This window comes from Streptomyces sp. NPDC046985, from assembly GCF_040644415.1.
Classification (GTDB): domain Bacteria; phylum Actinomycetota; class Actinomycetes; order Streptomycetales; family Streptomycetaceae; genus Streptomyces.
Genome location: NZ_JBEYWK010000011.1, coordinates 183,757 through 205,108, shown reverse-complemented (window position 1 = coordinate 205,108; position 21,352 = coordinate 183,757). Strand labels below are relative to the sequence as shown.

The following is a 21,352-nucleotide window of genomic DNA, read 5'->3' as shown; positions in this document are numbered from 1 at the left end:
CGCTCACCAGGCCCCGCCTGGCACCATGACTGCCGATCGTTTCGGCAGGGTCCGACCCAGCGGCGCCAGTGGGGGCAAGACGTGAGCGAAGAGACGTACGTGGATCTGTACCGGCGGCTGGCCGCGGAGATCGAGGCGGAGCGGAACGCCGCGCTCGACCTGCTCGGACCGGCGGCCCCCTCGGTCCGGGCGGCCGTCGCCGCGCTGCTGGACGGCCGCACCTTCGCCTACCCCCTCTCCGTCCTGCCGTTGATCGTCCACGCCGTCGAGACGGGAGCGCCCGAACCGGCGCTCCCGCTGGCCGCCGTCCACGAGTTGTGGTGGACGGCGGCCTGCTGCCTGGACGACGTGGCCGACGCGCAGGGCGACTACCGAGCCGGCGGCCTCGACCGCGACGAGGCGCTGCTCGCCACCGCCGTCGCCGGAACACCCCTCCCGCTGCTGGTCGTTCAGTCGCCGCGGATACCGCCGCCGCTGCGGGGCGCGCTGTCGGCCGAGGTGGTCGCGTGCTGGATCGCCGCCGCCGAAGGGCAGTTGAGGGATCTGCGCGGAGACTCCGGCGGTGCTGGCCGCGCCGAGGTGACCGCCGTGTACCAGGGCAAGTCCGGGGCCCCGTTCAGCATGGTCACCGCCATGGCGGCGACACTGGCCGGCGCGGCGCCGGGCGGCCGGCGACTGCGGCTGTGGCGCGCGTTCGGCGACGTCTTCGGCGTGCTGTGGCAGCTCTTCAACGACCAGGAGGACATCCTCTCCGGCCGGGACGAGGACCTGCGCAACGGCACGGTCACCTATCTGTTCGCCTGCGCCCTGGAAGAAACCGCCCCGGAGGCGGTGGAGCGCGTCACCGCCCTGCACACGGCCGCGAAGGACTCCGCGGCCGCCCGCGCGGAACTCACCGGAATCCTCCTCGCCCCCGCCGTGCTGCACCGCTACGCCAAGGACCTGGGGGAGTTCCGCGACCAGGCCCACCGCCTCCTGGACGAACTCGGCGGCCACGACGCGTACGCGCGCCTGCTGCGCGACCTCGTGGACCTCTCCGCCCGCATGCTCCTCAGCACCCCCGACGAACGCCTTCGTTCTCGTCCGGTGCTTCGGCCGGTCGCGCCTCCGCGATGAGGATGGCGACGTCGTCGTGGTCGTCGGGGTGCCGCAGGGCCTCCAGCAGCCATGCGCAGGTGTCGTTCACCGGGCGGCTCGCCTCGCCCAGGACGCGCAGCAGGGTCTCCAGGCGCTCGTCGATCGGATGGTGGCGGGTCTCCACGAGGCCGTCGGTGTACAGCACGAGCCGGTCGCCGGGATGCAGCGGGAAGGTGACGGCACGGAACGGGACGCCGCCGACGCCGAGCGGGGCGCCGCTGGGGAGGTCGAGCAGCTTGGGGGGCCGCCCCGAGCAGATGACGGCCGGGGGGAGGTGCCCGGCGTTGGCCATGCGGCACAGGTGCCGGTGCGGGTCGTAGACCGCGTAGAGGCAGGTGGCGATGTAGTGCTCCAGCCCGTCGGTGATCCGGTCGAGGTGCCGGAGCACCTCGACCGGGGGCAGGTCGAGGTCGGCGTAGGCGCAGGTGGCCGTGCGCAGACGGCCCATGGCCGCGGCGGCGTCGATGCCGTTGCCCATGACGTCGCCGACCACCAGCGCGGTCTGGTCGCCGGCCAGCGGGATGACGTCGTACCAGTCGCCGCCGACCTCGGAGGACGCCTGCGCGGGATGGTAGAGCGCGGCGACCTCCAGTCCGTTGAGCGGGGGATGGCGGCCGGGCAGCAGACTGCGCTGGAGGGTCTCGGCGGAGTTGCGCACGCTCTCGTGCCAGCGGGCGTTGTCGATGGCGACCGCGGCCCGAGCGGCCAGCTCCCCGGCGAGGACCACGTCGTCCTCGTCGAAGGGCAGCGGATTGCGGGTGCGCAGCAGGTCGAAGGCGCCGAGCACCTCGTTGTGGGCGATCAGCGGCACCGCGAGGTAGGAGTGCGCTCCGGCGCGGGCGAACGCCTCGGCGGTCTCGACGTCGCGGGCGATGCGCAGCAGATCGTCCTGTCCGGTGTGGGCGACCACGACGGGCTGGCCGGTGTGCACGCACCGGGTGATCAGGCGGTCCGGGCCGTAGGCGGCGAGATCGCCCGCCCCGCCGGCGGCGGCGACCGCCTCGGCGGACCCGGCGGCGGCCATCGCGAGCGCGCGGAACATCTCCGCCCCCTCGTGGGGGCCGGAACCGCGGCGGAAGGCCAGCACGGCGTCGAGGACGTCGACGGCCGCCACGTCGGCCAGACCGGGCACCGCCGCGTCGGCCAGCTCCTGCGCGGTCTGCCGCACCTCCAGAGTCGTGCCGACCCGCGTGGAGGCGTCGGCGATCAGGGCCAGCCGGCGCCGGGCCCGGTCCGCCTCGATCGCGGCCCGGTGGCGCTCGCTGACGTCGACGATGGAGCTGGCCACGCCGATCACCCGGCCGTTGGATCCTTCGAGCCGGTAGTACGACACCGACCAGGCGTGATCGTGGTCCGGGTCGGCGAGAGTGCGGCCGACGACGTACTGGTCGATCAGCGGCAGGCCGGTGACCAGGACGTCCCGCAGCGCGGACTCGAGGGTGTCGATGCCGTTCATGGGGTGGATGTCACGCGGGCGACGGCCGATGTGGTCGGCGGCGGGAATCCCGTTCATCCGCTCCAGCGCCGGATTGACCTGGAGGTAGCGCAGGTCGGTGTCGAGCAGCGCCACCCCGATGGGCGACTGGGACACCAGCCGGTCTGACAGCGCCAGCTTGGCCTCCAACTGCTCCAGGACGCTCTGGTCGGCGGCGAGCCCCAGGGCGAAGACGTCGCCGAGGTCGTCCAGCAGCCGCATGTTGCGGAACTCCACCAGACGGGTCGAGCCGTCCTTGTGCCGGACCGGGAACGCGCCCGCCCAGCCCGTGCCGGTGCTCATCACCTCGGCGAAGAGCTGGCTCACCAGCGCGCGGTGCTCCTCGTGGACCAGCAGCCGTGCCGCGTACTGGCCGAGCGCCTCCTGCGGCGTGTAGCCGAAGACGTCGCCGGCCTGCGGGCTCCAGAACACGATCCGCCCCTCGGCGTTCAGCACCACCGCCGACACGCTCAGCAGATCGAGCAGCCCCCCGGGCGGCAGCGACGGCCCCGTGAAGCCGTCCGGTTCCTCGTCGTGGCCGTCCGGCCCGGCGTCGTGGCCGTCCGGCCCGTCGCGGCGCCCGGCCTGCGTCCCGTCATGACCGTTGCGCCCCTCGTCCGGGGAAGCGTCATAGGTGCCCATGGCTTCAGCTCCCTCCCTGACAGGGCGCGAGGGCCGCGCCTGCCGGGGTCGGTCACTCCATGCTGCCCCGCGGAACGCGGCGTCGCACGGCCGGAGACCGCCGCGGGCGCTCGCGGGGCCGCTCCTGGCGGCTTCACGAGCGCCCGCGCCCCGGCTGCGGGCGGGCGTCGAGGGCCGAGCGCGGCGCGGTGCGACGCGCGAGGCGGGCGGCCAGGCGCACCGCCTCGCGCGCCTGCGCCGGGCGGGGCAGTGCGGGCGCCCGCCCCCGCGGTCAGCCGCGGGCGTGGTCCGCGAGCCACTCCAGGGCGGCGCCCCCAGCCTCCAGCACGGAGACGTGCCCGTCGTCCGCCCGCAGGCGCAGGCGCCCCGCGGGGCACCGGTCGGCCAGCCACCGTCCGTGCGCGACGGGCACGATCCGGTCCCGGCCGCCGTGCAGGACCAGGACCGGCGCGCTGATCAGCGCGGGATCGAAGCCCCAGGGGGCGACGTAGGCCAGGTCGTCGTCCACCAGTCCGCCCGACCCGCCTTCCAGGGCCGGACCCACCACGTCGGCGAACCAGGACCACGCGCCGGAGAGCGCCGCGTGGTCGGCGTCGGTGAACATCTCGGGGTCGTACTCCGCGCGCGCCTCGTACCGTTCCTTCGCCGCGCGCCCCTCGGCCGCGGCGCGCAGGGACGCGGCGCCGGACGGCGCCATGCCCGCGAACCAGTCGAGCCCCGCGGCGCCGAACGGCGCCGGCCCCGACACACCGGCCACGGCGAGGACCCGCCCCGGCAGCAGCGCCCCGCACGCCAAGGCGTGCGGGGCGCCCCCGGAGTGGCCCATCACCGCGAACCGCTCGACGCCGAGGGCGTCCGCGACGGCGCGCACGTCGTCGGCCGCCGAGGCGACGTCGCGGCCGGGGCGCGGGGTCGAACGGCCGTACCCGGGACGGTCGTACGACACCCAGCGGACGCCGAGGCGGTCGGCGGCCGGGAACAGCGGTTCGGGCGGCGCCCCGATGTTCGGTGTGCCGTGCTGCCAGAAGACGACGAGCGGATCGCCGCCGTCCCGCGCACCGCTGTCGTAGACGTGCAGCCGGCGCCCGTCGCCCAGTTCCAGATCGCTCTCCAGCACCCCGCCGCTCCGATCCCCGGCTCCGGTCCCGCGGACGTCGGCGGGACGAATCACCCGAACCTACGGTCCGCGACCCCCGGCGGCAACGATCGAGCCTCTTCGGCGACGTCGTGAAGCGCGCCGACGAGGGGAGTCCTCGGCCCGCCGGGTTCTCGGCCCCGTCGGGGGGAGCACCCGATGAAACGATCTTCGCGACGCGTCACTACCATCAGACCGCCAGACAACCATGCGACCGGCGACCTGAGTTCGCGCCGGTCGGGGTCGCCGATGCCAGGGACCGCTCCCCGGGCTGCGGTGATCTTCCTATTCAGGAGGACCTTCCGCATGTTCCGACATATAGGGAACACCGTCGTACGACATCCGGTCTGGACGATCGTGGCGTGGCTGATCGCGGCGGTGGCGATCGTCGCCACCGCTCCGAGTCTGCCCTCGAACAGCGACGAGAGCAGCTTCCTGCCCAAGAGTTACGAGTCCATCAAAGCGGCGGAGCTCCAGCAGAAGGCGTTCCCCGGCGCCTTCACCCCGTCCGCCATCGCCCTGTACCAGCGCACCGACGGCGGCCGGATGACCGCCGCCGACCAGCACGACGTCGCCCGGATCACCGCGGAGCTGGGCGCGAAGCACATCGACCAGGTGCAGAAGACGGTCCCCGGCCCGCCGTCCAAGGACGGCAGGTACGCCCTGACCCTGGTGCAGATGGACAGCAAGAACGCGGGTCAGCCCAAACAGGCGGACGCGGCCAAGGCGTTGCGCGAGGAGGCCAAGAAGCTGGCCGAGGGCACACACCTCGACGTCCGGCTCGGCGGCTCCGCCGCGCAGGCGCTGGACCAGCAGGACTCCTCGAAGCGGGGCCAGGCGCTGATCGGCATCGGCACCGTCGTGATCATCCTGCTCACCCTGCTGATCATCTTCCGGGCGCCGATCCTGGCCTTCCTGCCGCTGATCCTGATCGGCGTGGTGTCAGCCATCGCCAACGGTCTGATCGCCTACGCCACCAAGCTGTTCGACCTCCAGGCCAACAGCTCGATCTCGTCGATTCTCATCGTCGTGCTGTTCGGCGTGGGAACGGACTACTTCCTGTTCCTGATGTTCCGCTACCGCGAACGCCTGCGCGCCGGCGACGAGCCCAAGCAGGCCATGATCAACGCCGTCGACCGGGTCGGCGAGGCCATCGCCTCCGCGGCCGGCGCGGTCATCATCGCCTTCCTCGCCCTGGTGCTGTCCACTCTGGGCTTCCTGAAGCAGATGGGACCGGCGCTCGCCATCGCGGTCGGCGTCACCCTGATCGCGGGCCTCACCCTCATCCCGGCCGTGGTCTCGCTGATCGGGCCCAAGGTCTTCTGGCCCTCCAAGTCCTGGCAGCGGGAGCCGGAGAACGCCCGCTTCGCCGCACTCGGCCGCGCTGTGCGCCGCCGCCCGGCCCTGACCGCCGTCGCCTCCGGCCTGGTCCTGGTCGCGCTGTCGGCCGGAGTGCTGGGCTACAAAGCCACGTTCGACCTGGCGTCGGGCTCCATGCCCAAGACCAAGGAGTCCATGGTCGTCCAGGACCGGATGCGCGCGGCGTACTCGGCCGGCGCCGCCGCGCCCACCGACGTCTACCTGTCCAGCACCGGCGGCAGGCCGCTGGACCGGACCGCGTTCGACGCGTACGCGAAGAAGCTCGGCGCGGTGGACGGTGTCGCGAGCGCCCGCTTCACCCAGATGAACAAGGCGGGAACGACCGCGGACTTCACCGTCACCCTCAAGGACGAGGCGTCGACGGACAAGGCGATCGACACCGTCGGCCGGGTGCGCGACGCGGCGCACGCCGACGCACCCGACGGCGCCCAGGCCGTCGTCGGCGGCATGTCGTCGATCTTCAAGGACATCGACGCCGCGGTCAACCACGACTACCGGACGGTCTTCCCCGTCGCCGCCGTGCTCATCATGGTCATCCTGGGACTGCTGCTGCGCAGCGTCGTCGCCCCCTGGTACCTGATCGCCTCGGTCGGCCTCGGCTTCGGCGCCACCCTCGGCGCCACCGTGTGGATCTTCCAGGAGGGGCAGGGCCACTCGGGGCTGATGTTCATGCTCCCGGTGATCATGTATCTCTTCGTGGTCGCCATCGGCACCGACTACAACATCCTCATGATCGCCCGACTCCGCGAGGAGGCCCGGGAGGGCCGCGAACCGCGCGAGGCGGCTGGAATGGCGCTCCGCTACGCCGGGCCCACCGTCGCCGCGGCGGGCTTCATCCTGGCGGCGACCTTCGCCACGATGACGCTGGCGGGCAACGCGCTGCTGACGGAGATGGGATTCGCGGTCTCCTTCGGCATCGCGGTCGCCGCGTTCGTGATGGCGATGTTCTTCACGCCGAGCCTGACCGCGCTGATCGGCCATGCCGCGTGGTGGCCCGGACACGGCGACCGGGCCAAGGAGTCGACGGCCGGTCGGGACGCCGGGGAGTCGCCTGCCGGTCAGGACGCCGAAGAGCCGCCCGCCGGGCAGGACGCCGAGGAGGCGCCGCACGAGCGAGACGCGGAGGAGGCGCCGCAGAAGCGGGACGCGGAGGAGGCGCCGCAGAAGCGGGACGCGGAGGAGGCGCCGGCCGGTCGGGAGGTCTGACCCGTCCGCTCGTCCCGCCGCCCCCGCCTGGGCGAGCGCCCCGCCCGGCCCGGACTCCGCGTCCGTGCCGGGCGGGGGGCCCGGCGGGGGCGGCGGCCTGGAGCGCACGCGGCGCCCCGACCGGCTTATGTGGACGCCCCCGCGGTGTGCGAGGCTGTTGGCGACGGCATGCGGACAGAAGGGTGGCGTGTCATGACAGACGTCCAGGAGAGGGCACTGCTGGCGGGCGGTTGCTTCTGGGGCATGCAGGAACTGGTCCGGAAGCAGCCGGGGGTGCTGTCGACCCGCGTGGGATACAGCGGCGGCGAGTCGGCGAACCCGACCTACCGGCGCCACGACGGCCACGCCGAGTCGATCGAGATCGTCTTCGATCCCGCCGTGACCGACTACCGCGCCGTCCTGGAGTTCTTCTTCCAGATCCACGACCCGACCACGAAGGACCGGCAGGGCAACGACATCGGCGCCAGCTACCGCTCCGCGATCTTCTACGACGGCGACGCGCAGCGGCGGATCGCCGAGGACACCATCGAGGACGTCGAGGCGTCGGGCCTCTGGCCGGGCCCGGTGGTGACCGAGGTCGTCCCGGCGGGCCCGTTCTGGGAGGCCGAACCGGATCACCAGGACTACCTCCAGCGGTACCCGAACGGCTACACCTGCCACTTCCCGCGCCCCGGCTGGAGGCTGCCCAAGCGCGCGGAGTCCTGACCCGGCGGGCGACACCGACTCCGGGCGGACTCAGGCGCCTGTGCGGACTCCGGCGCCTGTGCGGACTCATGCCCCGTACGGACTCAGGCTCCGCAGGCACACTGACTCCGCAGGGACGCTGACTCCGCGCGCGCAGCGCACGAACTCCACAGTGGAAGGCGAGGACACGGTGACCACCGTCGCGTACCAGGGCGAACAGGGCTCCAACTCGGCGACAGCCGCCCGCGCGTTGTACCCGGACGCCGGCGAGCTGCCCTGCACGGGTTTCGAGCAGGCCCTGGACGCGGTGACGTTCGGCGCCGCCGACGTGGCGGTGATCCCGGTGGACAACTCGGCGGCGGGGCGGGTCGCGGACGTGCACCATCTCCTTCCGGAGTCGGGGCTGTTCATCGTCGCCGAGCACTTCCTCGCCATCCGCTTCGACCTGATGGGCGTGCCCGGCGCATCGCTCGATCAGGTGGAATGCGTGCGCAGCCACGTGCACGCCCTCGGGCAGTGCCGGAAGATCCTGCGCGAGGGCGGCTGGCGCACGCTGGTCAGCGACGACACGGCCGGATCGGCTCGCGAGGTGGCCGAGCTGGGCGACCCGCGGCACGCGGCGCTCGCCCCGCCCGCCGCGGCGCCCCTCTACGGGCTCCAGGTGCTGCGTCCGGAGGTCGAGGACGACCCCGACAACACCACCCGGTTCGTCGTGCTCGCGCGCGCCGCCGCGCCCTGGCCGGACGCCGGGGCGCCCACGGTGACCAGCCTGTTCTTCTGTGTGCGCAACATCCCGAGCGCGCTGTACAAGGCCCTCGGCGGGTTCGCCAGCAACGGCGTCAACCTCACCAAGATCGAGAGCTACCAGATGGGCGCCGGACTGAGCCCCAGCCGCTTCTATGTGGAGATCGAGGGGCACCCCGACCAGCCCGGCGTCGCGCTCGCCCTCCAGGAACTCGGCTTCTTCTCCACCGAGGTGCGCGTCCTGGGCGTCTATCCGGCCCATCCCCACCGGCTCGCCGGCGGGTGCGGGTGAGCGCGCACCGCGTCTGAAGCCGGGCGACGCGGGGGGACTGTCAGTGGCGCCTGCGAGGCTGTCCGCATGGATGAGCGAGACTTCATGCGGGGGAGGGTCTACGGCGCCGAGCACGAGGACGCCGGGCCGCGGCACGGGCGCCGCTACGCGGAGCTGGTGGCCGGGCCGCTCGACGGCCTCCTCCTGGACGTCACCGACCGGCCCGAGCGGGCGCGCGGGGAGAACGTCGTCCTGGGCACCGAGATAGGCCGCTACGGTCCCGGCGGCCACACCGTGTACGCTCCGCGGCCGGCCGACCCCGACCGCTTCGACTGGCGAGAAGACGTGCCCTGACCTGGGCGGCAGCAGGGGCGAGGGCCACGACAGGGGCCCGCCGCCCGCGCGGGGAGGTCTGCTTCGCCCCGTACGGGCCCGCGCCGCGCGCCCGTTGTGCCACGCCCGTGACCAAGCGTATTTTTACGCCTCATGATCATGACACGCAGAACCCTCCTCAGAGGCATGGCCGCGGCGCCGTTCGTCGCGACCGCGGGCAGCCTGCTCGCGCCCTCGGTCGCCGAGGCGGCCACCGTCGACCCCGGCCAGTTCACCCTCGCCGCCCGCTCCGGCAACGGCTACGGCGAGTTCGCCGACCTGACGGCCGGTCTGGCGGCCAAGCTGCCCAAGGTGGACGCGACCGCCGTCATCGCCGACGCCAACCGCAAGGCCACCCACCTCACGAGCGCCCCCAGCACCGTCCAGGCGTTCTCGACCGGCTTCGCCTGGGACAGCGGCGACCAGGCCGTCGACTACTGGATCCCCCAGGGCGTGACGACGAGCGCCGACGCGTACGGCAACGGCCTCTACCCGTCGGGCGGCGACAGGCGGGTCGTCCTCGCCTCCTGGTACTTCGAGACCGACCCCGACGGCAACGGCGTCGACGACTACCCGGTCGACAAGGGCCTGCGGCTCACGTTCGTCGACTACACCGTCTCCTCGACCCCGATGTACCGGCACGTCCTCCTGGTCGAGCCGGTCAAGACCGACTCCGGGGAGTACTCGTTCAACCCGATCCGCAAGCACGCCGGCGGCATCATGTGGTACGGCAACCTGCTCTACGTCGTCGACACCTACAAGGGCATCAGGGTCTTCGACCTGAACACCCTCTTCACGGTCGCCGTCGACGACGCGGACGTGTGCGGCCTCAACCCGGCCGACGGGCACTACTACGGCTACGGGTACCAGTACGTCCTGCCGCAGAGCTACGCCTACGACAACACGGGCAAATACCTGCGTTACACCGCGATCGGCCTCGACCGGACCAGCAGCCCCGACAGCCTCGTGGTGACCGAGTACTCCCTGGCGGGGACCGTCGACTACACCGACGGCGCCTTCAACGGCACGGGTCCCCTGACCACCACTCCCAAGGTGGTGCGCTGGAACCTCGACTACACCACCCGCCAGTTGTCCTCGACCACGGCGACCGAAGCCGTCACCATCGCCCAGCAGAAGATCCAGGGCGTGGTCTCCCGCAACAGCCAGCACTTCCTCTCCACCAGCGACGGCCCGTCCGCGAAGGGCGGCCTGCGCACCTTCACCTCCGGCGCCTCGAAGACGACCGCCGTCTGCGACCTGGCCGTCGGATGCGAGGACCTCAGCTACCACAGCGACACCGCGTCCGGCTGGGCCTACAGCGAGCCGGTCATCTGGAACCTCAGCGAGTACACGGGCAAGCGGTACGTCTACGCGGTCCACGCGGACGGCTCGTAGCCGAACGGGCCTGTCCGCGCGGCGCGTTCGGACCCGGCGCCGAATCCCTGAGCCCCGCGGGCGGCTGGACGTCGCTTGCGGGGCGGCGACGCGCACGCGCCAAGGGCGTGCGTCACAGCGGCAGCTCCACCACCAGCGGCCGGTGGTCCGAGATCGCGGTGCGCGGCGCGTGGGCCGCGCCGGACGACTGCCCGCCGAGGCCCGTCACGAGCACGTGGTCGAACCGCACGACCGGGCGGTGCGCGGGATACGTCGGGACGCGGGCCGTGTCCCGCCAGCGCTCGCCCACCCGCCGACTCCGTGCGAGCGAGGGCGCGTTGGGCACCCATCTCGGGACGGCGCCGACCAGGTTGAAGTCGCCGAGCAGCACCTGCGGCCGGGGCAGGTCCGCGATCCAGCGGCGCACGGCGTCCAGTTGGCGGACGTTCCAGCCGGGCACGAAGGAGAGATGGACCGCCACGGCGGTGAACGGCCCCCGCTCTCCCTCCAGGACGGCCGCCACCGCTGCCCGCGGCTGGTCCCGGCCCCACGTCAGGCCGGGCTTTCCCGGCACGCGCAACGGCGTCCGCACCGGAGCGGGCGGCAGCCGCAGCACCCGCCAGGCGCGCACCGGCGAACGGGACAGCAGGGCGACCCCGTGCGAGGGGATCTGGCTCACCGGGTCCCCGTCATCGGGGCCGTACAGGCGTGCTCCGGGTTCGGCGGGGTCCGCGACCCACTCCCCGTCCGGGACGGCGCGTCCGTGCAGGGCGGAGGCGTGGCGCCAGTCCCGCGCGCCCATCGCGGCGGCGGCCGCCGCCGCCTGGTCGACCCCGCCGGAGCGTTCCTGGAGGCGGTCGACCTCCTGCAAGGCGAGGACGTCGACGTCGAGACCGGCGACGGCCGCGGCGAGCGCCGCCCGTGGATCGCGGTGCGCCGTACGCGGCGGGCGGCCGTCGCGCTGGATCTCCCGGCCGTGCAGCACGTTGAACGTCGCGCACCTCACGGCCGCCTCACCCGGGCCCGCCGGGACCGGACCGGGACACCGCGCGGCCCCCCTCGTGCGTCGCATCCGTCACCGGTGAAGAGTAAGCGCGGGCGCGCGTCCGGCGCGGGCCATCGCCCCATCGCGCCCGGCGACGTGCGACGGCGGATGCGCGCGCCGTTCGCGGCGCGGAAGCAGGCCGCGCGACCGGCACGAGCCCGGCCTGGCACGGGCGGTCCGCGGGGAGCCGCAGGGCGGCGGCCGCCGAGCGCCCGGCCGCGATTCGAGCCGACAGGCAGGGGAACCCGGCCCGGCATGATGCAGAGCCTTGTACGCGGCGGCGTGGCCGGGGCCGCCGGGACGACCGTGCTGAACGCCGTGAGCTACGCCGACATGGCGCTGCGGGGGCGGCCCTCCAGCGAGGCGCCCGCCCGGACCGTGGAGAAGATCGCCGAAGACGCGGGTCATCCGGTGCGCGGCGCGGACGGCATCCGGGACAACCGGCTCTCCGGCCTCGGCGCCCTGTCCGGCATCGCGGTCGGCTGCGGCGTCGGAGCGGCCGTCTCGCTGCTGCGGCGGGCGGGAGTCCGCATGCCCTGGTGGATGGGCGGCGCGGTCACCGGCGCCCTGGCCATGGCCGCCACCGACCTGCCGATGCGGCGGCTGGGCGTGACCGATCCGGCGAGCTGGTCCGCGGCGGACTGGGTCTCGGACGCGGCGCCCCACCTGGCGTACGGGCTCGTCACCTACGGCATCGTCACGGCCGCGCAGTGACCGGAGCGCGCGTTGCGGTCAGCGCTCCGGGGCGCTGGCGCCGGGGCTGACCGGCGCGGCCTCTGCGCCGCCCGGAGTCCGGCGCGCGGGGGACGAACAGGGAGAGCGGGGGGGATGACCGGGGAGAGCGGGGGGCGTCTGGCCTCTCGCTTCCACGCACGGCGGCGCCCACACCTCGGGCGCCGCACATCCGGCGCGCCCCGGCGCGGCCGACCTCGCCCGCCTCGCGAACGCGGGGCCGCTCAGCTCCGTATATGTCTGGGGCGCCGGGCGCAAGGAAGGCTGGTCCGACGCTCCGCTCCGGGCGCCCACGCCCCGGCCGGGGCACGCGAGCGCTGCCGAGTGCGCATGTCTGACGGCCACGCGGGCATAGGTGTCCCGCACTGACAGGCATTGATCACTCGAAAGCGTGACGTGCCTTCGCAGGCTCCTGACAAACGGGGGCGGGTGGTCGTACCGTCATATGCCACTCACCCAGGGTGAAGGCCGCGCCGCGAGGCGGGACCGCGACGAGAGGACGGCGCCACCAGATGGCGGACGCAGACTGGAGCAGGCGGGGGCTGTGCCGGACGGTCCCCCCGGACGAACTGTTCGTCGAGGGCGCCGCGCAGAACCGGGCCAAAGCGCTGTGCTCCGGTTGCGCGGTCCGCACCGAGTGCCTGGCCTACGCCCTGGACCAGCGCATCGAGCACGGCGTCTGGGGCGGCATGACCGAACGCGAACGACGGGCGCTGCTGCGGCGCCGACCGACCGTCACCTCGTGGTGGAGCCTTCTGCATACGGCCCGCCTGGAGTACGCGCGCGCTCACCGAGACGGCGACCTGGTCAAACGTCAGGCGAGTTGACCGAAGCGGCGGCACGCCGAACGGCGTGCAGGCGACGGAGTGACCGTCCGGGAACAGAGGGGGCCGGCTGACCGCGCGGGCCGCACAGACGCGCGGGCCGGCTGCGCAACGCCGGGGGCCCGGCCCGCCCGCCGAGGTGAGTCGCGCACGCACACGGGGTCCTCCGGAAAGGCGGACCCGGAGCGGCGCGCGCCCGACCGGCGCACGGCGATCACATGGTGCGTACGGAGTCTCGCCAAAACACTGTACGCAGCAGTAACGTGACGGCTGCTCAACCCCACAGACCCCGCCGTTCACACGAACCTGCGCCATGCGAGGAGAGCCGGGATGACCGACGCGTTCTCGTCCCCCGAGTACCCGCCGCGCTCCACGCCGCCGCCGCCCGGCTCGCCCTTCGCGTGGTCGCCCTCGTTCGACCCCTGGCAGCTCGAACCCACCGCGGGGGCGCCGCGGGATCCGGGAGTCAACCGGCACCGGGACCTGCGCCGTCTGCGCAGCGCCTACCGCTGGCTGCGGCGCGTGGCGACGCTGACGGCGCTCGGGTACTTCGTGCTCTTCCTCGTGCTGTCCGCGTTCGCCCCGCCCCTGATGACCGGCCTGGTGTCGGGCGGGATGACGACAGGGCTGCTGCTCGGGCTGCTCCAGATACCGGTGACCTGGCTGGCGGTCGTGCTGTACGAGCACACGGCGCGACGCGGGGTGGACCCGATCGCGGACCGCATCCGGCGCCAGGCCGAGGCGGACGCGGCGGACGCCGGGCGGGGGGCGGCACGGTGACCGGCTTCAGCCATACCGCGCAGACCATGTCGCTGGTGGCCTTCACGGCGATCGCCACGATCATCCTGCTGCTGTGCGTGATGACGGGCCCCGACCGCGACGACCTCGACGAGTTCTACACGGGTTACAGATCCCTGTCGCCGGTGGGCAACGGCCTCGCCATCGCCGGGGACTACATCTCCGCCGCGACGGTCCTCTCCGTCGGCGGAGTCGTCGCGATCTACGGCTACGACGGCGTCGTCCTCGCCCTGAGCACCGCCCTGTCCCTCATGCTGCTGATGTTCCTGCTGGCCGAACCCCTGCGCAACGCGGGCCGGTTCACCATGGGCGACGTCCTCGCGCGCCGAATGCCCGGACGGGCGGTGCGCATCGCCGCGTCCGCCGTCACGATCACCGCCCTCGTTCCCATGATGCTGCTCCAGCTCGCCGGCACCGGAGACCTGCTGGCGTTCATCCTCGGCTTCTCCAGCGACGCGCTGCGGACCGGGTGCATCGTCGGCGTCGGCGCCCTGATGATCAGTTACGCGGTCATCGGCGGCATGAAGGGCACCGCCCTCGTCCAGATGCTGAAGATCGTGCTGCTGCTGGGCTCCGGCGCGATCGTGGCCGCACTGGTGCTCCAGCGCTTCGACTGGAACCCGGGCCTGCTGCTGTCCACGGCGGCCGGGCACAGCGGGACGGGACTGGCCTACCTGCGCTCCGGCCTGGAGTTCACCGGCGGCGCCTACCCACGGCTCGACATGATCAGCTCGGAGCTGACCATCGTCCTGGGCGGCGCCTGCCTGCCCCACATCACCATGCGCATGTACACCGCGAGCAGCGCCCGTCAGGTGCGCCGGTCGATGTCATGGGCCGTGTTCAGCGTCGCCCTGTTCGTGCCGATCATCACCGTCGTCGGTCTCGGCGCGACGGCGCTGATCGGGCGCGACGGCGTCACCGGCGCGGACCCGAACGGGCGGACCGCCTACCTGCTGGGGTCGCGGGCCGCGTTCGGAGCGCAGGTGTCGACGGCCGAGACCTTCGTCTTCACCATGGTCACCACGGCGCTCTTCCTCACCCTGCTCGCCTCGGTCGCCGGGATGACCCTGGCCTGCGCCAACTCCCTCGCGCACGACCTGTTCGCGGTCGGCGGGCGGATGACTCCACGGCGCGAGATGACGGTCGCCCGGGTGTGCGCCCTCGCCGTCGGCGCCCCGACCATCCTGCTGGCCGTCCGGGTGCAGCACCACAACCTCCAGCCGCTGGCCCTGCTGTCCGCCTCCATCGGCGCGTCCGCGCTGGCCCCGGCGCTGGTCTACAGCCTCTTCTGGCGCCGCTACACCCGCACGGGCCTGCTGTTCACGCTGCTCGGCGGCTCCCTGGCCACCATTGTCCTGATGAGCGGCAGCAATCTCGTCTCCGGCTCTCCGGTCGCGGCCTTCCCGAACGCCGACTTCAACTGGTTCCCCTTCACCACCACGGGTGTGGCGTCCATTCCTCTCGGCTTCGCCCTCGGCTGGCTGGGCACGGTCGTCTCCGGGCGGCGGAAGGCGGCGGAGCAGCGCCGCCAGTACGAGGCGGTCGAGGCGTGGATCCTGACGGGGCCGTCACGACAGCGGAGTTGACGTCCTCCCGCCCCTGTGACGGCCCCACGGAGCCCGCGGCAGGACTAGGAGACGCGCACCAGGTAGACGGACGCCCGCCCCGAGCCCTCCGGTCCGGCGACCTGCACCAGGAGGCCGCCCGCGGACAGTCGGACCGAGCGGGTCCGGTAGGCGCCGGTGGAGCCGCCGACGTAGCCCAGTTCGGCGCCGTTGAGGTAGGTGTCGAACGCCGCGTTGCCGGTGATCTGGTACTCGATCGCGTAGACGCCGTCAGCGGGCACGCTGGCCTCGAGGTAGGCCGGTCCGCTGACCTGCCCGATCAGTTGCCGGTACGCCGCCGCGGAGACCGCGCCGGTGCGGGCGGGTCCGGCCGCCGCTTCGGCGGGAGCGCAGGCCGCTCCGGCGGCGAGGGACGCGGCGAGGCCGAGGGTGAGGCAGACGACCGCGTGCCGGGCCGGTTCTGTGATGCGCATGAGGGATCCTCTCTTGTGGGTGGTGGGGGTCACCGGGTCAGGCGCGCGCCCAGACCTGGTTGGCGCCGCCGGTGCAGGTCCAGATCTGCAGCGGGACGCCGTTGGCGGCGCCGTGGCCGGTCGCGTCCAGGCACTTGCCCGATTGGGGGTTGACGACGGCGCCGCCGGAGGTCACCGTCCACTGCTGCGCGGCGGTGCGGTTGCAGTCGTAGATCTGCACCGGGGTGCCGTCCGCGGTGCCCGAGGAGCGGACGTCCAGGCACTTGGCGCCGTCGTAGACGGTCAACTGCCCGGCGGTGGACGTCCAGGACTGGTTCGGGCCGCCGTTGCAGTCCCACAGCGCCACCTGGGTGCTGTCGGCCTGACTGAGGCCGGGGACGTCCACGCACCGCCCGGACTCCTTCCCGCGCAGCACGCCGGTGGGGTTGGGCGTGCTGGTGGTCAGGGCGGCGGTCAACGCCGCGGCGGCGCTGGCCTGGGTCGTCGGACTCCACAGGGCGAACGGGCCGACGAAGGAGTCGCCCTGCCGGCCGCCGCCGTCGGTGTCGTTGGCCAGGATGGAGTTCGCCGTGGCGCTGAGGAACCCGTCGTACTGGCCGGTCCCCGCGGCGGCGGCCAGGGTGCGCAGGGAGCGGGCGAAGATCCCCTTGAACGCCTGCCCGTCACCGGCGCAGTCGGGCTCGCACCCTTCGTAGAGCACGCCGCCCCGCTGGAAGTGGGCGGTGGCCGCCGTGGCGATGCTCTTCGCCGTGTCGAGCAGCGAGGTGTCGCCGTGGGCCCGGGACTGCTCGACGAGGCCCTGGAGGATGACGCCCTGGTTGTAGGTGTACGTGGCGTCGTGGAAGGTGCAGGCGGGCACGTCGAGGCCGTCGCGGACGAGGCCGCCGCTGATCAGGCCGGAGTTCCTGAACCAGTTCCACTCGGCGTCCGCCCAGCCGAGGTAGGTGCTGTCACCGGGGATGCGGTTGTGCAGCCCGGCGGTCGCGGCGAGGAACAGCTCGTTGGCGATGGCGGCCTTGTACTGCTTGGCGGTGCTCCAGTAGACGCCGCCCCCGCACTGGCCGTCCCAGTAGCCGTGCATGTAGTCGGTGGTCTTCCGGGCCATGTCGAGGTACTGGGGATTGCGGGTGATGTCGTACGCCTGGAGCCACACCAGCGCCCACCACCCGGTGTCGTCGATGTAGTCGTCGGTGAAGTCGCCGTTCTTGGCGAAGGCCCCGGTGACGGCGTAGTCGTACTGGGTGTCCCCGGTGGCCTGCCGGTAGGTCATCACGGTGCTCAGGGACACCGCGGAGGTCCACCAGTCGCTGCCGATCCGGCCGGTGGCGGGGTCGTAGGACTGCATGAGGACGGAGACGCTGGAGGACGAGGGCGTGGCCGCCTGGGCGCCGCCGGCCTGCGGGAGCAGGAAGGCGAGGGGCAGCAGGACGGCCAGGACACGGCAGACCCAGCGGGTGCGTTCGGGTGCGGTCATCAGTGGCTCCATCTCTGGTTGGCGCCGCCGTTGCAGGTCCACAGCTCCAGTTGGGTGCCGTTGCCGGTGCCTTCGCCGATGGCGTCCAGGCACTTGCCGGACCCGGTGTTGACGACCGTGCCGTCGGAGCGGACCCGCCACTGCTGTCCGGGCGTGCCGTTGCAGTCCCAGATCTGGACCGCGGCGCCGTCGGCGGTGGCGCCGCCGGCGACGTCCAGGCAGCGGTTGGAGAAGACGGTCAGCTCACCGCTCACCGTCGAGTTCCAGACCTGGTTGCCGCCCCCGTTGCAGTCCCACAGGGCCGGCCGCGTGCCGTCGGCCTGATTGCCGCCCGGCAGGTCGAGACAGCGGCCGGACTGCTGCCCGGTGTAGGCGCCGGTGGCGCCCGCGCGCGCCCAGACCTGGTTGGGGGCGCCGTTGCAGGTCCAGATCTCCAGCGGGGTGCCGGGCGCGGCGCCGGCCCCGGTGGCGTCCAGGCACTTGCCGGAGCTGGGATTCACCACGGTGCCGTCGTCGCGGACGGTCCACTGCTGGGCGGGGGTGCCGTTGCAGTCGTAGATCTGCACCGCGGCGCCGTCCGCGGTGCCCGAGGAGCGGACGTCCAGGCACTTGGCGCCGCCGTAGACGGTCAACTGCCCGGACGGGGAGGCGGTCCAGGTCTGGTTGGCCTGGCCGTTGCAGTCCCACAGCGCGATCTGCGTGCCGCCCGCCTGGCTCGCGCCGGGCACGTCCGCGCACAGTCCGGACTGGGCGCCCTTCAGCGCGCCGGCCTGCCCGTGCGGCGAGCAGGTGGCGAGGCCCGCGGTGTAGGGGCACAGCGCGGTGACGAAGCCCCCGTTCGCCGCCTCCTGCACCGACAGGGTGTCGGCGCCGGTGACGACTCGCGTGTCGTGCGTCAGCCCGCCCGGCCCGTCGTGGACCGTCTCGGCCAGCCACTGCCCGGACCCGAGGAAGCTCAGCGCCGTCTGGTAGGTCTTGGCGCCGACCGCGGAGAGGCCGCCGACGAACCACCGGTCGCCCGCCCGCCGGGCGAGGTACGCCTCCTTCCCGGGACTGCCGCCGAGCAGGCGCGTCTCGTCCCAGGCGGTGGGCATCTGGTCGAGGACGCGCAGCGCCTCCGGATGCGCCTCGTAGCTCTCCGGGCTGTCGGCGAAGTGCTGCCAGCCGGACTCGAAGACGACCGAGGTCGCCAGCTCGTGGGCGTCGGTGGTGTCGCGGCCGGTCATGCTGAACACCACGGGCGTGAAGTCCATGCTCGAGATCACGTTGCGGGTGAACGGCAGGATCGTGTCGAAGGCGGCGCGGTTGTGGAACTGCTCAGAGCCGTAGACCGCCTCGGCCGCCACCACCTGCGGCCAGGTGCGCTGCATACCGCGGGGCATGGCGGTGCCGTGGAAGTTGACCATGAGCTTCAGGTCGGCGGTCTGGGCGAGGACGGCGTCGTACCACTGGAGGGTCGGCTGGGTGTACTCGCCGACGAAGTCGATCTTCACTCCGGCGACGCCCCAGTTCTTGACCTGCGGCAGCCACTGGTCACGCTGCTGGGCGGTGCGCAGGTCCGAGGAGTTGAACCAGAGCAGGACGCCGACGCCCCTGGCCTTGGCGTAGGAGACGATGTCGGGGATCCAGGAGGCGGACCAGCCCTCGTCGATCAGGACGTCACTCCAGCCGTGCCGCTGGGCGAAGTCGACGTACTGCTTCTGCCGCTCCTCGCTGCCCTGGCTGGCGTGCTCGGTCAGCCAGGACCAGGCGACCGCGCCGGGCTTGACCCACGAGGTGTCGGCGACCTTCGACGGGGCGGCCAGGTCGTCGACGAGCGTGGACTGGGTGACGTCGGCCAGGCTGCCCAGGGCCGCGGTGCGCCACGGCGTCGACAGCGGAAGCGTCGCGGTGACGCCGCCGGCGAGCTGGGTGGCGTAGACCGGGGAGCCGGCCGTGTGGGACAGGTAGGACGCGGCATAGCGGCCGTCGAGACCGGTCTCGGCCACCAGGGCGTAGGAGCCGCCGACCTGGAACAGCGCGGGGAGGTGGTAGGTGTCGGAGGGCGCGCCGCCGGCCGTCGTGGCGAACCACTGGCCCTGGTCCTCTCCGTCGGGCGGCTGGAGCCAGGCGTTCGCCGACGCGGGCGGCGTCCAGGACGAGGCTTCGCCGGTCACGGTGACCGACCCGCTGCCCGGCAGTGCGTAGCGGTAGGCGACGCCGGTGTCGGAGGCCCGCACGACCACGTCCAGCCGGGCGCCGCCGCTGCCGGTGAACGACAGGGTGGTCTCCGTGTAGGCGGTGCGCCGGTCGCGCTGCTTGCCGGTGGTCATGGCGTACGCCTCGGTGACCGTGCGGTCGGCGCGCTGCACGAACGTGAGGTTCGCGGTCAGGTCCGCGGCGCTGGTGCGGATCCCGATCGGGGACGGCGGGAGCACCGTCTGGCCGTGGCTCGACGCGGCGAACGTCAGCGAGCCGCCGTTCAGGCTCACTTGGGCCGCGGTCGGGGAGTTCGCCGAGGGGCCGCTGACGGTCCAGCCGGTGGCCGCCGCCGCGGCGTGCGGCGGCACGAACAGGAACGCCAGCGGCAGCAGCAGTGCCACCAGGCAGCGCCGCACCAGGTCTCCGTGCCGCTTCTTGGGCATGGCGGGTCCTTCGCCTTGGTCTCGGGCAGCCAGGAGCGCGGGCGCGCGGTGCGCGCTGGGAGGCCGGCTCATCCGAGGGCCCACTGCTGGTTGGGGCCGCCGTTGCAGTCCCACAGCTCCGTCTGGGTCCCGTCGGCCGTCGACAGCGCGGGGTCGTCCAGGCAGCGGCCCGAGACGGGGTTGCGGAAGCCGCCGTCGTAGGGCTGCCACTGCTGGTTGCCGCCGCCGTTGCAGTCCCAGATCTCGACCTTCGTGCCGTTGGCGGTGCCCGCGCCGGTGGCGTCCAGGCACTTGCCGACCGCGCGCAGCGTGCCGTCCTGCGCCACCGTCCACGCCTGCGCCGGGGTGGAGTTGCAGCCCCAGATCTGCACCGCGGCGCCGTCGGCGGACGAGCCGCCGTTGACGTCCAGGCACTTGCCGGCGAGGCCGGACCTGATCGGGCCGGTGACGGACGGGGGCGGCTGGAGCCATCCGGCGGCGTCCGCGCTCTGGACTCCCTTGTTCCAGGCGTCGGCCATCTTCTGGTAGCCGGCGTCGCTGGGATGCAGCGGGTCCGACAGGTCCGCCGCGGTCAGCGCGCCCATGTCGACGAAGACGACCCGCTTGCCCGCGGCCTGCTCGGCGCGCGCGACGTCCTGGACGGCGGCGTTGTAGGCGGGCTCGTCCCGGGCCACCTGCGGGGAGGTGGAGACGGTCAGATCGGCCAGCAGGACGGTCGCGGCCGGGGCGTCGGCGGTGACCTGGTCCACTAGGGCGCGCAACCGGTCCGGCGCGGTGGGGACTTGGTAGCCCTGCCCGAGGTCGTTGGTGCCGATCATCAGGGTGACGACATTGGGCTTGTACGCGGCCAGCGAGGAGTCCGCGATGCCGGCGATCTGGTCGATCCGCCAGCCCGAGTGGCCCTCGTTGTCCGGGTCGGACATCGTCCCGCCGCGGCCGGACCCGACGAAGTCCAACGTGTAGCCCTCGCCGGTCAGTTCGGCCCCGAGCGGGCCGCGATAGCCGTTGCCGGAGCTGCTGCCGACGCCCCAGGTGATCGAGTCGCCGAGCGGCTCGACGCGCAGAGACGCCTGCCGTGCCGCGGCGGCGGACGGTGCGGCGCCGGCCTGGTGGGAGGGGGCCGGGACTGCCCGGTGGGCGGGGGCCGTGGCGGCCTGGGCGACCGGCGCGGCGGTCCAGGCGAGGCATGCGGTGGCGAGCAGCGCGAGGGCGCGCGCCGCCGGTGTTCTCTTGGTCATCAAACTCTCCTGGTGGGGGAGCGGTGCGGGGCGCCGTGTGCGCGGGGGAGCGGCGGCGGCGCGGTGGCGGCGGGGCGATAGGGTGCCCCGCCGCCGACTCTGGAGAGCGCTCTCAGTGAACGGAGCGCCCGCCCCGGCGGACCGTGTGCCGGACCGACGG

17 protein-coding genes are annotated in these 21,352 nt (G+C 73.2%); 10 read left to right on the top strand and 7 right to left on the bottom strand.

Annotated features, from left to right (window positions below; all coding sequences use genetic code 11):
• The first annotated feature begins 81 nt into the window (after window positions 1–81).
• Window positions 82–1,116: a hypothetical protein gene (locus tag ABZ861_RS16710; RefSeq protein ID WP_361630339.1), complete on the top strand. Its 1,035-nt coding sequence runs from the start codon at window positions 82–84 to the stop codon at window positions 1,114–1,116.
• Here the strand turns inward: ABZ861_RS16710 and ABZ861_RS16705 are convergent.
• Window positions 1,052–3,253, bottom strand: a complete 2,202-nt coding sequence (locus ABZ861_RS16705) for a SpoIIE family protein phosphatase (protein ID WP_361630336.1) — start codon at window positions 3,251–3,253, stop codon at window positions 1,052–1,054. The two genes, ABZ861_RS16710 and ABZ861_RS16705, sit on opposite strands and share 65 nt — an antisense overlap.
• A 271-nt stretch (window positions 3,254–3,524) precedes the next feature.
• Window positions 3,525–4,370, bottom strand: coding sequence for an alpha/beta hydrolase (locus ABZ861_RS16700; protein ID WP_361630333.1), 846 nt, complete (start codon window positions 4,368–4,370; stop codon window positions 3,525–3,527).
• Between the two features lie 324 nt (window positions 4,371–4,694).
• Here ABZ861_RS16700 and ABZ861_RS16695 point away from each other — a divergent pair, with 324 nt between their 5' ends.
• The 5 genes from ABZ861_RS16695 to ABZ861_RS16675 all read left to right on the top strand — a co-directional run bounded on the left by ABZ861_RS16695 (window position 4,695) and on the right by ABZ861_RS16675 (window position 10,440).
• Window positions 4,695–6,974: an MMPL family transporter gene (locus ABZ861_RS16695; protein WP_361630330.1), complete on the top strand. Its 2,280-nt coding sequence runs from the start codon at window positions 4,695–4,697 to the stop codon at window positions 6,972–6,974.
• Window positions 6,975–7,166: 192 nt separating this feature from the next.
• A complete protein-coding gene (gene msrA / locus ABZ861_RS16690) occupies window positions 7,167–7,679 on the top strand; it encodes a peptide-methionine (S)-S-oxide reductase MsrA (RefSeq protein WP_361630327.1) in 513 nt (170 codons plus the stop codon).
• A gap of 169 nt (window positions 7,680–7,848) precedes the next feature.
• On the top strand, window positions 7,849–8,694 hold the full coding sequence (locus ABZ861_RS16685) for a prephenate dehydratase (protein WP_361630457.1): 846 nt from the start codon (window positions 7,849–7,851) through the stop codon (window positions 8,692–8,694).
• A 66-nt stretch (window positions 8,695–8,760) separates the two neighbouring features.
• Window positions 8,761–9,027 (top strand): hypothetical protein, encoded by a 267-nt coding sequence (locus ABZ861_RS16680; RefSeq protein WP_361630324.1) that lies wholly within the window; start codon window positions 8,761–8,763, stop codon window positions 9,025–9,027.
• A gap of 138 nt (window positions 9,028–9,165) precedes the next feature.
• Window positions 9,166–10,440: a hypothetical protein gene (locus ABZ861_RS16675; RefSeq protein ID WP_361630321.1), complete on the top strand. Its 1,275-nt coding sequence runs from the start codon at window positions 9,166–9,168 to the stop codon at window positions 10,438–10,440.
• Window positions 10,441–10,552: 112 nt separating this feature from the next.
• On the opposite strand, the gene ABZ861_RS16670 is transcribed toward ABZ861_RS16675, so the two are convergent.
• Window positions 10,553–11,425: an endonuclease/exonuclease/phosphatase family protein gene (locus ABZ861_RS16670; RefSeq protein WP_361630318.1), complete on the bottom strand. Its 873-nt coding sequence runs from the start codon at window positions 11,423–11,425 to the stop codon at window positions 10,553–10,555.
• Window positions 11,426–11,719: 294 nt separating this feature from the next.
• Between ABZ861_RS16670 and ABZ861_RS16665 the strand changes: the two genes are divergently transcribed.
• The 4 genes from ABZ861_RS16665 to ABZ861_RS16650 all read left to right on the top strand — a co-directional run bounded on the left by ABZ861_RS16665 (window position 11,720) and on the right by ABZ861_RS16650 (window position 15,404).
• Window positions 11,720–12,178, top strand: coding sequence for a hypothetical protein (locus tag ABZ861_RS16665; RefSeq protein WP_361630315.1), 459 nt, complete (start codon window positions 11,720–11,722; stop codon window positions 12,176–12,178).
• Window positions 12,179–12,708: 530 nt separating this feature from the next.
• A complete protein-coding gene (locus ABZ861_RS16660) occupies window positions 12,709–13,023 on the top strand; it encodes a WhiB family transcriptional regulator (RefSeq protein WP_361630312.1) in 315 nt (104 codons plus the stop codon).
• Between the two features lie 327 nt (window positions 13,024–13,350).
• On the top strand, window positions 13,351–13,800 hold the full coding sequence (locus ABZ861_RS16655; protein WP_361630309.1) for a DUF485 domain-containing protein: 450 nt from the start codon (window positions 13,351–13,353) through the stop codon (window positions 13,798–13,800).
• A gap of 26 nt (window positions 13,801–13,826) precedes the next feature.
• Window positions 13,827–15,404 carry a cation acetate symporter gene (locus ABZ861_RS16650; protein WP_361630454.1) on the top strand — a complete coding sequence of 526 codons (1,578 nt, stop codon included), beginning with the start codon at window positions 13,827–13,829 and terminating at the stop codon, window positions 15,402–15,404.
• 44 nt (window positions 15,405–15,448) lie between these two features.
• Here ABZ861_RS16650 and ABZ861_RS16645 read toward each other — a convergent pair whose 3' ends face one another.
• From ABZ861_RS16645 to ABZ861_RS16630, 4 genes are all read right to left on the bottom strand, one after another.
• Entirely contained in the window at window positions 15,449–15,856 is a 408-nt protein-coding gene (locus ABZ861_RS16645) for a hypothetical protein (protein WP_361630306.1), read from the bottom strand.
• Window positions 15,857–15,893: 37 nt separating this feature from the next.
• The gene (locus tag ABZ861_RS16640) at window positions 15,894–17,330 is read right to left on the bottom strand and encodes a glycoside hydrolase family 76 protein (RefSeq protein ID WP_361630303.1); all 1,437 of its coding nucleotides are present in this window, start codon (window positions 17,328–17,330) and stop codon (window positions 15,894–15,896) included.
• Window positions 17,330–19,954 (bottom strand): ricin-type beta-trefoil lectin domain protein, encoded by a 2,625-nt coding sequence (locus ABZ861_RS16635; RefSeq protein ID WP_361630300.1) that lies wholly within the window; start codon window positions 19,952–19,954, stop codon window positions 17,330–17,332. The genes ABZ861_RS16640 and ABZ861_RS16635 overlap by 1 nt, the downstream gene beginning before the upstream one ends.
• A 68-nt stretch (window positions 19,955–20,022) precedes the next feature.
• Window positions 20,023–21,192 (bottom strand): ricin-type beta-trefoil lectin domain protein, encoded by a 1,170-nt coding sequence (locus tag ABZ861_RS16630; protein WP_361630297.1) that lies wholly within the window; start codon window positions 21,190–21,192, stop codon window positions 20,023–20,025.
• Between the last annotated feature and the right edge of the window lie 160 nt (window positions 21,193–21,352).